The 15,109-nt window shown below is 54.3% G+C and carries 9 protein-coding genes and 3 pseudogenes; 4 read left to right on the forward strand and 8 right to left on the reverse strand.

The window, feature by feature from the left end:
* The 4 genes and pseudogenes from J7E41_RS17920 to J7E41_RS17935 form a co-directional block, all read left to right on the forward strand.
* On the forward strand, window positions 1–289 hold a 289-nt coding region (locus tag J7E41_RS17920), incomplete at its 5' end, for a hypothetical protein (protein WP_214994784.1).
* Window positions 290–677: 388 nt separating this feature from the next.
* Complete coding sequence (locus J7E41_RS17925) at window positions 678–962, forward strand: hypothetical protein (protein ID WP_214994786.1); 285 nt, start codon at window positions 678–680, stop codon at window positions 960–962.
* Window positions 963–1,218: 256 nt separating this feature from the next.
* Window positions 1,219–1,539, forward strand: a pseudogene (locus J7E41_RS17930) (Tn3 family transposase); the annotation flags it as partial.
* 22 nt (window positions 1,540–1,561) lie between these two features.
* A pseudogene (locus J7E41_RS17935) lies at window positions 1,562–1,810 on the forward strand (IS5/IS1182 family transposase); the annotation flags it as partial.
* Window positions 1,811–1,954: 144 nt separating this feature from the next.
* Here the strand turns inward: J7E41_RS17935 and J7E41_RS28130 are convergent.
* From J7E41_RS28130 to J7E41_RS17970, 8 genes and pseudogenes are all read right to left on the reverse strand, one after another.
* The gene (locus J7E41_RS28130) at window positions 1,955–2,617 is read right to left on the reverse strand and encodes a TolC family protein (protein ID WP_251029559.1); all 663 of its coding nucleotides are present in this window, start codon (window positions 2,615–2,617) and stop codon (window positions 1,955–1,957) included.
* A 58-nt stretch (window positions 2,618–2,675) separates the two neighbouring features.
* Window positions 2,676–3,389: pseudogene (locus tag J7E41_RS28440) on the reverse strand (TolC family protein); the annotation flags it as partial.
* Between the two features lie 5 nt (window positions 3,390–3,394).
* Entirely contained in the window at window positions 3,395–5,374 is a 1,980-nt protein-coding gene (locus tag J7E41_RS17945) for a MacB family efflux pump subunit (RefSeq protein WP_214994790.1), read from the reverse strand.
* On the reverse strand, window positions 5,374–6,537 hold the full coding sequence (locus J7E41_RS17950; protein WP_214994792.1) for an efflux RND transporter periplasmic adaptor subunit: 1,164 nt from the start codon (window positions 6,535–6,537) through the stop codon (window positions 5,374–5,376). Before J7E41_RS17950 ends, J7E41_RS17945 begins: the two co-directional genes overlap by 1 nt.
* Before the next feature lie 466 nt (window positions 6,538–7,003).
* The gene (locus J7E41_RS28445) at window positions 7,004–7,186 is read right to left on the reverse strand and encodes a type II toxin-antitoxin system RelE/ParE family toxin (RefSeq protein WP_214994794.1); all 183 of its coding nucleotides are present in this window, start codon (window positions 7,184–7,186) and stop codon (window positions 7,004–7,006) included.
* 120 nt (window positions 7,187–7,306) lie between these two features.
* Complete coding sequence (locus J7E41_RS17960) at window positions 7,307–7,564, reverse strand: type II toxin-antitoxin system ParD family antitoxin (RefSeq protein ID WP_214994795.1); 258 nt, start codon at window positions 7,562–7,564, stop codon at window positions 7,307–7,309.
* A gap of 1,054 nt (window positions 7,565–8,618) precedes the next feature.
* A complete protein-coding gene (locus J7E41_RS17965) occupies window positions 8,619–9,521 on the reverse strand; it encodes a hypothetical protein (RefSeq protein ID WP_214994798.1) in 903 nt (300 codons plus the stop codon).
* A 331-nt stretch (window positions 9,522–9,852) separates the two neighbouring features.
* Window positions 9,853–14,820, reverse strand: a complete 4,968-nt coding sequence (locus J7E41_RS17970; RefSeq protein WP_214994800.1) for a dermonecrotic toxin domain-containing protein — start codon at window positions 14,818–14,820, stop codon at window positions 9,853–9,855.
* Window positions 14,821–15,109: the final 289 nt, after the last annotated feature.

A 15,109-nucleotide genomic window follows, 5' to 3' on the forward strand; every position in this document is an offset into this window, starting at 1 on the left:
TTTGCTCTTGGCTCCAGCGGCGCCGCCGCTCCCGGCCCAAAAGCTCCCCACTCTTATCGTTGCGGTTAGTCATAAACATAACCGTTTGCCGATCCCTTATCGGAAGGGGGAAACGGTGTCCTGCCTGGAAATGCACACCACCTTAGCCTTGGGAAATCAGGAAAAAGCGTGTCTCATGCAGTCCACGTTAATGAACGGATGCCTCGACCAAAATCGTTTATGGCACGGGCAAATCCAGCAGAAGACTTTTCTAAGCTACTGCCTCGCTTACACCTCCTATGTGGAGTGACGCACCATGATGATTGGCCCCACGCACAATAAATACCCCTTTCCAAACCACATTACGGAAGACGGATAACTCTGCCAGACGCACATTAGCTGAGACACCAGCCACTTTGCGTAAGATGCAGCCACATTATTGAGACGCTCACGCAGGCTGCCTGAGACGGACCAAACCGCGCAAAAAACGGACGGTTTCCTGATGGTGGTCCATCAGGTCCGTTTCCCGAGGTTTAACCACAAGACACCCCATTGCAGAAATAAATGGATCCCTTACATTAGACCACTACAATTGCACTTGCTAAAGGCTGCAGACAGCCTACACTCGTAAAAATATGAAGCGAACGTCCAGCACCCGCCTTCATATTCCAATTACATACACTTCTGGAGTCGTCATCATGAATTTGAAGCCTACTTTCCAAAAAGTACTATGTATCACTGCCATGGCTAATGCTCTATTGGTCGTCCAGCCTGCTTTTGCATTGACGCTTGATCTAGGTCCAGTAGGACAAGTCACGTTAGGAGAGCTTAATGGCGATGGCGGAAAGGCATGGCTTGATATCAGTATAATACCCACAGGTCCAATGTCTGGCACCGGATACCCCTCGTCCCTTGCAGAAGCAAAATTGGCAGCAGGTGGTGTTATAGTGGAAGCATTCCCAAGTGAAAAAATTCCTGAATAGAACCGTCCGTGCAGTAGTAGCCTAATAATTTACTCGAAAAAATGTTGGACGTTTTGGCGATGCGCTTCTTATAGGATTAATGACTTCATCTATGAAGATAAGGAAACACACTGCCCGGCTAGGCACGTGGCTTATCGTCGGGCAGTCATCATGTTGACGCGCCAGATTAGTGGTCCAATTCGGTGATGATCGTGCGGGCGGTTTTTATTCGCTCGGCAATTGGGTAGTTTTTATTCGCCATCACACCGATCCCCCGGAGGCGCGCAACACCTTGGCCAGAGCGGTTTTCTTCAATCGCCTCGGTGAAATAAGGAATCGGAGCTTCGAGCCACAGCGCTATCGGGCCAGCGGATTGAACCTGGTGACCGCCGCCGACGTGGTGTGGAACACGGCCTACCTGGAGCGGGCAACCCAATGGCTGACTGATACCGGAAAGCCAGTGAACAGCGACCTGTATCAGTACCTGTCGCCGATGGGCTGGGAGCACATCAACCTGACCGGCGCTTACGTCTGGCGGCAGAGCCATAAGCTCGAAGACGGTAAATTCAGGCCGCTACGACAGCTCGGAAAACCTTAGCGATTTTTTCCGAATTTTCTAGCCCCCCAGTTACAAGCACCACGGCAAAGGCAGCTTGCTGTTGCGGGTCAAGCGCAAGATCGAATACGCCAAGGCGAACTGCGTGCCAAGTCGAGCATCCCCTCCAGGTGATTAAGGGGCGTTTCAACGCATCGCAAGGTTCGCTACCATGGACTGGAAAAGAATACGCGCAGTTGTTCAGTCTGTTTGGCTGTTTGGGTTGGCCAATCTGTTGCTGGCCAAGCGGTATTTGCAACGGGAGGCGGGATAAATCCGCCCAAAAGGCGAGGCTGGCCCGCAAATCAGCGTAATGAGGGTAGAAATCAGCCCCGGAAACGCTGAACAAGGCCGAAGGGTTGTAAAAGCGGCTTGAAAATGGAGGGTGGCGCGAACGGGTTAATCCTTCAGCGTCTCCTTAGTAAGTACGATTTTTTCCAGTTTTGTAGGCGCCCCTATAATGCCCACCGAGCGCCACATACAACTGCACCGCATTGGTGCGTCGTGCAAGTACGTTCTGCAGCAGGTTCAACTCGGTGAAGCGACTCGATTGTTGTGCGTCGAGCCAAGGCTGAATATCAGTACTGCCCGCCAGCCAGCGCACTTTAGCTAATCGTTCCGATTCCCTCGCCAATGCCAATGCCTCACGTAAAAAAGCATTTTGCTCAGTCAGCTGCTGCCGGGCCGATAGGTTGTTCTCAACATCCTGCAGTGCTGCATACAGCGTCTTACGAAAGGCCACCAATGCTGTTTCGGCATTGATTCGCGCACTTTGACTGGCCAATCGGGCTGTATTGAATTCCAAAAAGGGCAGCGCCAAGGTTGCCGACAAGGAGCCCACAGGGTGGGTCATGAAACTGCTTAGCGAGGAGCTGGTGGTGCCCACAGAACTGGTTAGAGCCAGGGTCGGGTAAAAACCTAAGCGTGTGGCATCCGCTAATGCCAAGGCACTGCGTACCCGAAGCTCGGCGGCATGCACATCCGGGCGATTGCCGAGAATCTCGATAGGCAGCCCAGCTGCTAGTGTAGGTAGCGGCGTATCCGGCACGTCCTGAAGCTCCGGCAACTCGATACCGGACATAACTCCTACGGTCAGCACAAAAGCATTGCGTAACGTGACCAGTTGCTGACCGGTTCTGTGTCTGTGCCGCCTCCTGGGTTGCAAGGTTCTGCCGGGTTAGTATCACGTCACGAAACGTGGTGGCTCCCGCGCTGTAACGCGCCTCGGCCAGTTGCCTGGTATTACGAGCAACCTCCAGGTCTGCATCAGCGTTGGCGATTACACGATTCAGGTAGCCCAACTGCCATCGGCCTTGGGTCACTGAGACCTCCAAATTTAATCTCGCGGCGTGCCAGTCGTCCTCACTGGCCTGGGCATTGATATCAGCTGCATCACGTTGTGCCGCCTCCGCCCCCCATATATCCAGCGAATAACTCAGCGACCCAGTTACTCCAGCACTACGGATGGTCCTGGGAGATACGCCGTATTGCGTACTGAAAGGGCGAGTTATGCCGGCAGTGGACTCCAACAAAACATCTGGCCATAGAGAGGTGTTGGCCAATTCCGACTGCAACTGGGCCAGTTTGAGCTGCAGGGCACTGAGTTTCAGATCATCATTGTTCTGCATTGCACGGTCCAGCAACAAAGGCAACACTGGATCCCCCAATGATGACCAGAAGTCCTGCACATCAGATGCCAGGCGAAGCTGCCCAGGCTGTGCATACTGCCAACGCTCTGGTACCAGAGGTCGCGCGGGTTCAGTAGAGCGCAGCCAGCTACAACCGGGCAGCAGGAGCACGACGGCAATGGCGAAGCTGGATAGGAGGAGATGGTGATATCTATCTATGATCATCACATTCAATCTCGGGTCAAGGCCTGCGCAGGGTCAAGCCGGGATGCCTGACGGGCAGGAAACCAGCCCGAAAGACAGCCCACCACCACAGCACAGCCTATCGCCAGCCACAGTGTTTGCCCAGAGAACACCAGCCTCCACGGCAGGCTGAACAAGCCGAGCGCCTGTCCGATGACAAAGGACAGCAGGACGCCAATCACCGCGCCTAACACGCAGATCAGCACCGCTTCAGTCAAAAACTGCCACTGGATATCGCGCTGGCGAGCACCCACTGCCATGCGAATACCCGTTTCTTGGGTGCGCTCGGTCACCGACACCAACATGATGTTCATCACCCCCACACCGCCCACCAGTAGCGCCACCGATGCAACCAACGACAGGAACAGGGTAAGTCCAGAACTGACGCGTTCAATCGAGCTGACGAAGTTCTCGCTGTTTTGCAGGAAGAAGTCCTGTTGCCCGTGGATTCGCGTGAGCAAATTGGTGATGATCCGCTCTGCATCGGCGCTGGGAATGCGGTTATCAATGATGAGCGAGAGAGAGTTGAACCAGTTCTGCCCCAGCAGACGGCTGTTGGTGGTGCTCCAGGGAATCCATAGATTGAGGCCCGAACCGACAAACACTGCCTGGCTCTTGACCACGCCGATCACCTCGCATGGCAGTGTGCCGACCAGGATGACTTGCCCAAGGACATTGGCCGAGGCCGAGAAGAGCTTCTTCTTCAGGTTTTCATCGATCAGCACTACCTGGGTTTCACGCTCGATATCTCGTGACAGAAAACCACGACCTTCCAGCAGCTTCAATGACTTAATCTCCAGTACGCCGCTGCTGGCACCGTTAACTGTGACGTTGCTGTCGGTCTGCTGCCAACGTACTCGCGTGGTACCGGTAATACCCGGTGAAACGTGTTTGACCCAGGGCAATGCTGCCAGTGCATCAAGATCCCGTGGTAACAGCGAACGGATACCCGCCGCATGGTCATCTCCCCGCGACTTGCCAGGATAGAGCGTAATCAGGTTGCCACCCAGCACGTTGAAATTTTCTAGCACGTATTGCCTCGCCCCCTGACCCGCAGCATTGAGCAAGACCACCGAGAGGATACCGATTACGATGCCTAGCAAGGTCAGGCCGGTTCGTAGGCGGTGCGCACCCATGGTCCGGCATGCGCTCAGCAGTACGTCGCGGATCTGCCACCACCTAGACTGAACGCTGGAGCTCGATGAGGAGGCCGAGGCGAAGCACCGCGGCTGTTCACCCAGCGCTTCGTCGGAGGGCACATTCACCTGCGAAATAGCTTCACCCTGGCGGTCTTTGATCCTCCCATCGCGCAGATAAATAACCCTTGGTGCATAGCTCGCCACCATGGCATCGTGGGTAATGAGAATCACCGTGTGGCCCTGTCGGTGCAGGGACTGGAGTAATTTCATCACTTCCTGGCCGTTATGACTGTCTAGAGCGCCAGTGGGCTCATCAGCCAGGATGATTTCACCGCCGTTCATCAGCGCCCTGGCGATACTGACGCGCTGTTGCTGACCACCGGACAGGTGATTGACCCGGCGCTGCCCGAACGCCTCCATGCGCAGGAGGGTCAGTAGGTGCTCTGCCCTACCTCGCCGCTCTGATCGGGGGCGGTGAGCATAGCCTGCGGGCACCTCAACGTTGTGGAGCACTGACAGCGAGCTGATCAAGTGATAACGCTGGAACACAAAACCGAACCGTTCACGGCGCAGCCGGGCCAGTTCGTCACTGCTCATATGGGCCACATCCTCGCCTGCCACGAGGTATTGCCCGGAAGTAGGCCGGTCAAGGCAGCCAATGATATTCATCAGCGTCGATTTGCCCGACCCCGAAGCGCCCATGATCGCCACCATCTCACCCGCCTGGATCGTCAGGTCGATATTGTCGAGCACCATAGTGGCTGAACTGTCCACAAAGAAATGGCGACTCACGCCCTTGAGCAACAAGAGAGGCAACACTTCCCGCATTACTTGCCCCCCGGTGTCAAGTAATGTCCCATAACAACATTCTCTCCTTCGCGCAGCCCGTCTTTGATTTCGACACGCTGGCTGTTATCTATGCCAGTGTGGACTTCCCGTGCAACCGGCCGACCATCTGCCCCGACAACGCTTACCTGATAACGGTCTTGGGCAAGGTTTTCCCCCAAGGCGGTCAGCGGAATACTTAGGGCCTTTTCTGCTTCGCTGAGCACCACAATCACCTGAGCCGTCATCTCGGGGCGCAGCTTGCCGCTCTGATTGTCTACATCGAACAGGGCATTGAAGAACAGGGCATTGTTGATCTTTTCCGGTGCCGGCTCAAGGGTCTTGAGCGTACTGCAGAAACTTTGGCTGTTATAACCCAACGAGGTGAAACAGGCCTTCATGCCGAGGCTCAAGCGAGCGATGTCGGCTTCCGGGATCTGTGCCCTGACGGTCATGGTGGTAAGGTCGGCGATTTTCAGGATGATCGGGATCTGATAGGACGCCACCACGGTTTGTCCTTCCTCGGTCAGCACCTGGAGCACCGTGCCACTGACCGGAGCAACAATTCGTGTGTAACCGAGGTTGGTCTTGGCGTTGTCGACGCGCAGTTGCTGCTGGCGGATCTGGGCGATAATCACTACCAGTTGCGATTGCTGCAGTTGCATTTCAGCTTCAGCCGCTTCGAGATCTTGGCGTGCAGCGGCTTTCTGTTGAAACATATCCCGCTGGCGTTGTAGGGACAGGCGTGATTTCCTGACTTGGGCTTCGGTGGCTTTTTTTTGGGCCAAGAGGGCCCCGAGGGCGACCTGGGCATCGAGCAGGACGTTCTGCGACAGCGTCGGGTCTAACTCGGCCAGCAGTTGTCCTTCTTGGACCTTGGCCCCGGCCTTGACCAACAGTTTTTTAAGCTGACCGGACGCTTGTGAGCCGACGTCCACCCGGCGGATCGGCTGCAAAGTACCAATGGCTCGAACCGTTTCCTGGAGGGTGTTGCGGGTGACGGGGGCGGTCAGCAAATCGGGAGTTTTTTCTTTTTTGAAGGAATAGACCGCGTACCCAGTGATCAGAATCACCACCGCGGTGATCAGTAGCCAATGCAAACGGGATCTGGTTTTTTTTGTGACATCGCGTGAACCTTTTTTCCCTGCGGGGTTATCAACAACCATCTGTTAATACGGCGTCTTCAACCGTAGCAGGGAATCTTGATGTGGTGTGTGGGATGTCATTCCGGTGTGCTTAAGCGCGAAGATAAAGGCCAACATCGGCAGACGCTGGCGAGCGATTTCATCGAGGACGACAAGTCGATCAAGCTCAGCCTGGGACGATCAACAAGCTACTGGCGAGCGGTAGTTCCTGGTCGCAGGTACTACGAGAGTGGCTGTAGCCGAAGTACAATCCGCAGAGCAGTCAAATATGCACAACAAGTCGCAATTAAATCTAGCCCTGAAACCACCGCTCCGATCGGCCTGTAGGTTTCGCGGTTGAGGCTTGCCCTCCCATCAAGCAACTAGCTGATGGTTCAAGTCTTCAGTCTTCGACAAAAAAATCTGGGGTTTGAGCGTACGACTCTAGTAGGTTTGTTCCCAAGGTTTAACCACAAGAAAACCCATTGCAGAAATAAATGGCGAAGGGCTACTTGGTAACGGGCAAAATCGCTGCATAACCCATAGCGCCATGCAGCACATGAACGATGAGTACTTGGTCGGCGTCAACCCGATAGAGAATCAGATAGTCTCCATCTACTCGACGCCGAATGCCATGACGTTCGTAGCGCTGCACCAGCGGAAATGCGTGGTGTATGGTCGCTAAGCTCATACATCATACACTTGTCGCGCAGCTCAAGCACAAAGGATAAGGCGCGGCGAGGGTTGTCCAGGGCTATGTGATCAGCTATGCACTCAAGGTCAGTTTCAGCTTCGGCGGTCAATCGAGCGATCACGCGAGGTTTTCAGCCATCGTGCCGTACTTTGTAGCCAGTCGGTCGAACGCATCCGCTGCTAAAGTTGTACGCCCTGCGTCAGCGTCGGTTAGGCCACGAGCAATTGAAGCATCGAGCGCCGCAAGACGGGTTTCTCGATCCTGAATCAATCGCACACCCTCGCGCAGCACTTCACTTTTCGAACCGTAGCGCCCTGAAGTGATTAGCTGAGTGACATAACCCTCAAGTTGCTTTCCTAACTCTACACTGATCATATTTTCGGATTCCACCTAGTTAAATCAGTGGTAAGAATGAACGATTTAATAACTATTATCAATGCGGCCGACATACCCGTCTTGGGCAGCTTGCGTGAGACGGATCACAACGGTGGACCAGCTGTACGCATTTCTTCGACCAACTCTGCGAGCGTTGAGGGTTCAAGGTCCCACGCATTAACTGGCGTATCTCAGGGGGCTTGGCGTCAAACTGTGTACTGATCGAGCGTATATCGTAGCCGTGCCGGGTCAGCTGCGGCTCAAGATCGTCAACGCGTTGTGACAGGACTGCTTCTTCGGTGGTCGCGTTAATAGGCTTCACGCCCATTTCAAAGCCCGCCTCGAAGGCCCGGACAAAGATAGCGGCCTATTGAAGTGGCGTCTTCAATCGTGTCGCCAAGACTGTTGTAGCCTCATCAGTGATGACTGCATTGGGCTCCACTCCCTCCTCGAGCGATTCGCGTATCACCCAATCGATATAATCGCGCTGTCGATTCCGCAGCCCACCAAACTCGAACACTGCCATGCGGCCCCTACCTCTTCCATGTTGGGACGACGCCAATCATTCTTGAGTTGGGGTGACCCATCAGCACGATGGCTATTTCCCCTTCCCATCCGTGGCTCGCTCAAAAAGGCGCTTGAGTGAAGTCAGGGTTTTCGGATGCAAATCCGTGGGCATCATCGATGAACAGCACCACTGATTTTTAGCCTTGCGAAACAACGCTTGCAGCTCACGGGCTCGCTTCTCTGAGTCGCTGGGTATCTTCAGCGTTTTCTCGTTTGAAAGGTCGTAGAGCAGCACTGAATCAAGCAGCGGCGCCGTGAGTTTTTCCTTATCCAGGCGGAGTGATCGGGCAACGATGACCTTTCCTTATTTTCCCTTTTTTTCCAATGTTTCACGTAGCCGTCGCATCAGCAGGGTTTTCCCCGAACCGATCACTGCGGTGAGCGCAATCAGGTGAACGCTCTGAAGGGCCATCTTCAGGTCGCGGTTGATTGGCTCGTGATGATCGATTTCAAAAAATCCCACATCAACCGGCGGGCAACGTAAACCCTAGTGGCGTACAACTTCGGTAAGCATCAGCCAATCCCTCCTTTTCGCCCCACTGGAAAGCGTTCGCGCACTGCCGCCCTGATGGCCGGTCTGGAAAGTGTCTCGTCTAAATAGTTGTCCAATAAATGCCTGGTCTTCAGCACTGAGCTTGGCCAGCGGTAGACGCAATTCGTCGGCAATAGCCAACCGGGCTGCGAGTTTGGTTGGGTACGCCAGTTGGTGAAAGGGATCCGGCCCAACAAATGGACGCGCAGCTAACGTCACAGACAAATCCTGGTTTTTAGAGCGCTGCACGACGATGTCTGCTTCACCGCTGACAGCAGCAAGTGGGATGCTGATTTTGTCGGCCTGCTTATCTACTTGGTCAACGCAGTATTCACGGCGGCTCTTGCGGTGTTTGCGATAGCGATGGAGTGGGATCGGGCCACCAATGGGCAAGAAGGGACCGAGCTGTTCGTTTTCCAACTCGGCGAACAGTTCGGGGTCAAAGAGCCCCCACCACACAACCACTGTTTCTTCGGCCAACTCCGGGTCAAGTTCATAAGCCACACCGATCACTGTCAGTCGGCAATCGAGGCCGACGGTGCGACATTCAGGCTCCCGAGCCAATGTACAAAAACGCTCCCAAGAACACATGGAGCGTAAACCATCCGTCGGTGAATGGGTCTGCCAATCCTCTATCCGACTGTGAGGTTCGTGACGGTGGTCCTTGGCGTTATATTTCGTGACGTAGTTCGTCAGCCAACGATTGGCTTCAGCCTCGGTCATTGGTTTGTGAAAATGGTAAAGCGTCTCATGGGCCTCTTTGACTGTCCTGAATGGACGTTCTACCTTGCCCTTGCTGCGTGCTGTAGTACGTCGGCCATCGGTGTCCCGGGGCATGTGCAGGATGGGTTGGAACATCACCCCACGGGAAACCGGGCAGACTTCTGCGCGGGCGTTGATTGCATAAAGTCTGACGGGACTGTCTCAGGCGTAGCGAGAGCAGGCCAGCATGATAGAGCACGGCGAAAGCGCGTGTCTGCGCCCTGCCCCCCTATCACCACCATCGGAGGGAGGCGTAGTCGACCCGGAACTGATTGCCAAGGTGTATTGGCTCCAGGGACGCAGAAAGGCCGATACGCCGGTCTTCCTCGGAAGGCTGACTAACGGCTTGAGCCGTATGCGGTGAAAATCGCACGTACGGTTCCCTCTGATAGACAATAAAACTCAGTGTGGGTAGCGCCGAAGATCCTTATTGTCCCCAGGCAATGGGGGGGCGATTCTGATGGTAATCATAAAAGCCTTGAAGCGTCCAAGTGGTGCCATCTCGGCTAAAGGCGGCACGCCATGCACCTCTGCCATCACTGGGACTAAGCTGCGGCACATCTTCCCAGTAATGTTGTCCTATGCGTTTGGTAAGCTCCCTACCACCAGAAACGTCATCCATGATTGATTTGACTCTGGCCTTCGCCGCGTCTGGAAAATTAGTATATGACATCTGCGTGGCAGCTAAATCACCAATGGTTACTTGAAAGGTTTTAACTGTTTTTGACCGACCAGGAATGGCAGATGCATTTGTGTCTGCGGCAGACCCTGGGATTTTACTCGTTTTATTAGTCTGGGCTTTTGTCACTGGCACCACTTCTTGTGAAAGGGTATTTTTACCAATGGCATTATTGAAGTTATTGAAGTTATCTTCGGTAGAAAGGTGCATCCTGCCATTGGACTTGTCCTGCCTGACTATGACATAGAGGATTTTGTTGCGTGTCAGTATGGTGGTGAGCTCGTCGATGTTCTGGCGCTCTTTCTCTCTTTTATATATGCTTCGCTTAAGATTAGAGAACTCAGCCCTGCTCTCCGGCAGACTGTTATGTTTCTTTATTAAGGCATCCATGTTGTTTTCTTGCCCCGGATTTTCTTTGAGCAGCTTGTCCATGATTTCCTTTCTAGCTTGATTCTCTACGAGTCGGTCTAACTCATATTTTTTTGTGAGTATTCTTTCCACTACAGTTTTGTTTCTGCTGTTGTCACTCGCCATCAGTATGAGTTGCAGTCCGGTGGATTTATCGGTTTCATATTTGACAAGTATGTCGGGATTGCCGCTCGCGTCGACAAGATTTTTTTTGTGTTCGAAAAGCGTTTCGTGTAGTTTTAATTTGCTTTCCGGATCAAAGCTTATTTTAAATTTTGCGCCAGCTTTGTCAGTCATATTTTCAATATGCGGCCAAAGATTTATGGCGTACTTCAATTCAAGCAGTGCCTCTTTGTAAGTGCTAAAATTCAATTCCCCCTGTTGCACGTCCGTGAGAATTCTATTGAAGTCGTCAACGCTGCTTGCGTTCACCTTAGCCCTGGCTTTATCGAGAATTTGTGAAGCTAATTCATCTGGTAGTGACTCCAGAGTGGACTTCCCATAAGGGGATAATCTACGATTTTGACCCAGAGTTCCCTCTTCTATTAAATAAGCGAGCTGCAACGCTGTGTTTCTTTTTTGTGCGGGTGTTTCCGTAACTCCGCGAAACCAGTTCAACATTCCCCCAGCCCCTTGATTCCCCTCAGGCCTGACTACCAGCTTCCCATCCACGACCTCCACCACACGCGGATGCGTAATATCCCCTGCCTTATAGATCACGTGGGTACCGTATTGGTTATCGCTGAGATAGTAGTCACCATTCAATTTCAGGTAGTCTTTACCCGTCACCGGATCTCGCGACTTGGTGCGCCCGCCCGGGCCCATGCTGCCTTCCCCGTCCTTGAGTCGGGCCACAATCTCCTCATGTGCCTTCCAGGCTGTCACCTCAGCCGGGACCCCGTCTGATCCCTGTGGTATCTCCGGTCCCCGGTAAATTCCGATTTCATCCTGGGAATTGACTGCCTTTATTTTCACACCACTTTCCGGCATACGTGCCAACACCGGTGTGTTCGGCTGCGTTGAGACGCCTGGCGAACCCAGCGTCGTACTTGTACCTCCAGGGATAAACCGGTCGGGCAGGTGTGTCAGCGGTTTCGCCAGAACGCTGGCGTCGCTCACCTTCGCTTTCGGTGACGGCAACACGTCCCAAAGACGCTCAAAAGCCTCATCGAAATGCTGCTGCGCCGCCGCCGAGTCGCCTGCCTGCAGACTTTGGTGCCCCCTGAATACGCTCACGCCCATCTGTGCCAGGCTGTAAGGCACGGACACCACAGGAAGGTTGCTCAACACCATGTCTGCCGCGTTGTAAACAATTCCGGTGGTCACTTTGCTGTCTGCACCCATCCGGCTTGTTGCATGTTTCCAGATTTGCTCAGTTGAGAACTGAACGCCGTCTGCATACTCCGTCTTCAGAAAGTTCCCTTTCTCCTCTGGTGCCCATGTCACCCACTGCGCTTTATTGTTTTGAATCGTCTCTGCCTGTGCCGCACTGGCCACGCGTCCGGCCAGGTATGCCTGCATCTGCGGGGTCTGCGCAAGCTTGCTTTTCATTTCCGTAACGTTGTTGTAAACCCGGAACGAAAGGCCGTCAGGTGCATCCGGAGTGATGACCACAACCTTATTCGACGTCGCGCCAGTGGCTGGCTGTACCAGCCAGACGCCTCGCACCGATGCGATCCCTTCTGGGAGTCCTATACTCGACCCCACCCTCAGTGGCCTGACCGCAATTTCTTGGCCGTCCACGAGCTGCCGCTTCTCGGAGGTGGGATTTTTTATGATTTCCTCCACCCACTTTTGCTGCGGCAGCGAGGCTTTAATCCCTCCGTCGTTGATGATGGTGCTCTGCAGCGCCATCTTCAGCCCGGATTGCCGCAGTTGGGCGTAATTATCCGCCGATACCTGGCCCGCCGGGGAGTCCAGCAGTGTCTTCTTGAGGTGCTCAGCGTAACGACCACCAACGTCAGTTTCGCGAATTTTCTTTACGACGTCCTTCACGCTCAGGCCAGTAACGGGCTGACCTTTTTCATCGACCAGCTTGGCATCGTTGTAACTGAAGTTACGGAAAAAACCGACTTTCTGCGTGTAGTCAGCATTGCGCAGCGACCAGTCGGTCAGCGACATGCGTTCCGCCTCCGGCTTATGCAACGGTGTCAGTGCGGGCGACCCCCTGCCGATTTCTGACTCGTTGAACCCAGGGATCAGCATGTAACCATCTGGCTTCTTTACGGTGAACGACAGATAAATTTTATCCGGGTCCTGCCCGCCCAGCGCCTTCATCATCTGCTCGCGAGCAAATTTGCGAACCTCCTCAGAGTTGCCGTATTTTTCCGGCTGAAGCTCCATGCTTCCCGGCGCTTCTTTGGTCTGCGCGGTCAGTTTTGCTTTCAAGTCGACATAGTCTTTGCGCACCGCGTGCCAGGCCTGCTTCGCCTCGGGATGCGGCTGACTCACCAGCCATTGCCGATAGAGCTCGGCGTCTTTCAGCTTCTGACGCCCCTGAATCACCGGGTAGAGGTCAAGTTGGCGTCCCGCATCGGCACTCTTGTTCAGGTGCTCCTCAATCGTTTTTCCGGTAGCCGGTGTTTCACCTAGCCCCTTGCGCAGCGACTCCTTCTGTTGCACCCGCAGGTCTTTGACGCGCAGTTCAAACAGATTTTCTGTCACCGGCTCTGGGGTCACCGGGTTGTAACGAGGCAGATTTTGATCGCGTAGCTGTAGCCAGTCCCTCATTGCCTGCACGCTCTTAAACTCCGCCAGCGGTGCTCCCGGTCGCCACAGCACTACAGTGTCCGAGTCTTCCCAGTTCTTGTCTGTCAGCACGAAAGCTCCGTGCAGCAATTTTCCGTTCGCCGATCCCCATTCCCGCAGCATGTAAATACCCGGCCCGGTTGTGCCCTGCGCTCGCTCTCGTGGATTCGGTGAGGTCAGCACCGCCTGGACCGTCTTAAGTCCCTCGGCACTCAGCGTGCCATCGTCTTTGCGCAAGGCGGCCTCATCGCGTAGTTGCGCGACTGACTGCCACTTAAGCCTGCCGGCCGGCGTCAGGTCCGGGCTGCGTTTAAGGCCCAGAGGTTTATTCCAAAACGCATCTTGGCTAGTCGCGAACCAACCACTGAGCGTTCCCGGTGCGTGGTCAAACAAGCTTTCAATCGTTGCTTTGGCCCCGCTACGGTTTAATGCCGATGGAACTGACAAATTGCCATCTTCGCCCATGTGCACAATCTCACCTTGACTTTCAATGCGCGAAAAAGGAGTTACGGGTTCCCCAACAACAGCGCGCTTGAACAGGTCAGTCAAGGGTACGGTTTTTTCGTTTATCAGCACACCATCCTTCTCCTCCCAGGTGTGTACCGAGAGCCGTGACTGCCACCCCGACGGGAGCGATTTGTCCGCGGTGGGAAATGTTTTAGTCAACCACGCCGTGAAGCCTTCCTGCATCACCTCAGAGGCTGAAGGAATACGGCTCTGCAGCGAAACCATATGTTTCTGTTCAGCGTACAAGCGCGTTAGCAGTTTTTGTGCTTGTGCAGTCTCCGCTTTAGGGGCGAGGCCCTCAGGCATGCCTCCTGTAGAAACACCCGGTGCGCCAGGCGTTACGGTGCTGGGCAGATTGTCCAGTTGGTTGGTGACAAAACGAGAGACTGAAGAGACAGCCCGGGACTGACGGACGCCTTGAGCTTGAACATCAGAGTGGCCTGCCGTGTCTGCAGAGGGGGTGATCAGCAGCATCAGCGCCTGAGCCAGCTTGTGTACCGGTGTTTGCATCAGGGAATGAACCTGACTATTAGCATTCAGACCACTGTCAGCGCGCACATTGGTCGCGCGATGAACTGACTGATTCCATACCTGAGCCATCGCGGAACGCAACATATTTTGTGCTGCGGGATTATTGCCTGTGCGATGAGAGTCCGGACCGACCGTTTCGCGTGTACCTGTAATAAAAGCCTCAGCCAACCCAGGAGCAGACATGCCCGCTTGTTTTTGCAGGGTGTCGAGGCTGGTGGACGCGTATGTGTACAAGACCTTGAACGTGCTCGATGCCGATTTATTCCAAGCGTCCAACTTGTCTATGCTGGACTTTTCTTCATGTGGCGTAACAGGCGGTCCTCCCAGGCCTTGACGTTTTAGGAGAGAGGCTACCTCTCGTGTCAGAGCCACACCGGACTGCTCGGTGGAAGTGGCCAGCGCCGCCAAGGGCATAAACGTCTCTGTGTGAGCGTTCAGCACCTTAGCTTCGGCGCTGTTTGACTGAGCGCTAAGAGGTTGTTGCCTGATCAACGCCACCAATGACTTCGCAAGACGCGCCATTGCCCTTGTACCCTCACTCAACTCACGACACTTTTCATAGCTGCGTGCTAGGGGAGACGTTGCCTGGGGTGTCGATAAAGAGAGAATCGAGGACGCAAACGTCGTACTGGAAGGCAACTGGCGCGGCGGTATCATAAATGACTCCTGGCGGATGGCGTTCAGTCATGCAAGTCTGAAATATGTGGGGGATACCGAGAGGCAGTTCCTCTAAGGCTGCCAATCGAACGGTAAAGTGAACGCCATCATCGGGAGCTGATGATGGCCACGCTAGGGCAACTATTTATTGGCT

The sequence above is a fragment of the Pseudomonas fluorescens genome (assembly GCF_018614655.1).
GTDB lineage: Bacteria > Pseudomonadota > Gammaproteobacteria > Pseudomonadales > Pseudomonadaceae > Aquipseudomonas > Aquipseudomonas fluorescens_BX.

Coding starts and splice junctions, on each gene's coding strand:
- J7E41_RS17925 (WP_214994786.1), top strand. CDS start 678: ATGAATTTGAAGCCTACTTTCCAAAAAGTACTATGTATCACTGCCATG.
- J7E41_RS28130 (WP_251029559.1), bottom strand. CDS start 2,617: ATGTCCGGTATCGAGTTGCCGGAGCTTCAGGACGTGCCGGATACGCCG.
- J7E41_RS17945 (WP_214994790.1), bottom strand. CDS start 5,374: ATGCGGGAAGTGTTGCCTCTCTTGTTGCTCAAGGGCGTGAGTCGCCAT.
- J7E41_RS17950 (WP_214994792.1), bottom strand. CDS start 6,537: ATGGTTGTTGATAACCCCGCAGGGAAAAAAGGTTCACGCGATGTCACA.
- J7E41_RS28445 (WP_214994794.1), bottom strand. CDS start 7,186: ATGAGCTTAGCGACCATACACCACGCATTTCCGCTGGTGCAGCGCTAC.
- J7E41_RS17960 (WP_214994795.1), bottom strand. CDS start 7,564: ATGATCAGTGTAGAGTTAGGAAAGCAACTTGAGGGTTATGTCACTCAG.
- J7E41_RS17965 (WP_214994798.1), bottom strand. CDS start 9,521: ATGTTCCAACCCATCCTGCACATGCCCCGGGACACCGATGGCCGACGT.
- J7E41_RS17970 (WP_214994800.1), bottom strand. CDS start 14,820: ATGGCGCGTCTTGCGAAGTCATTGGTGGCGTTGATCAGGCAACAACCT.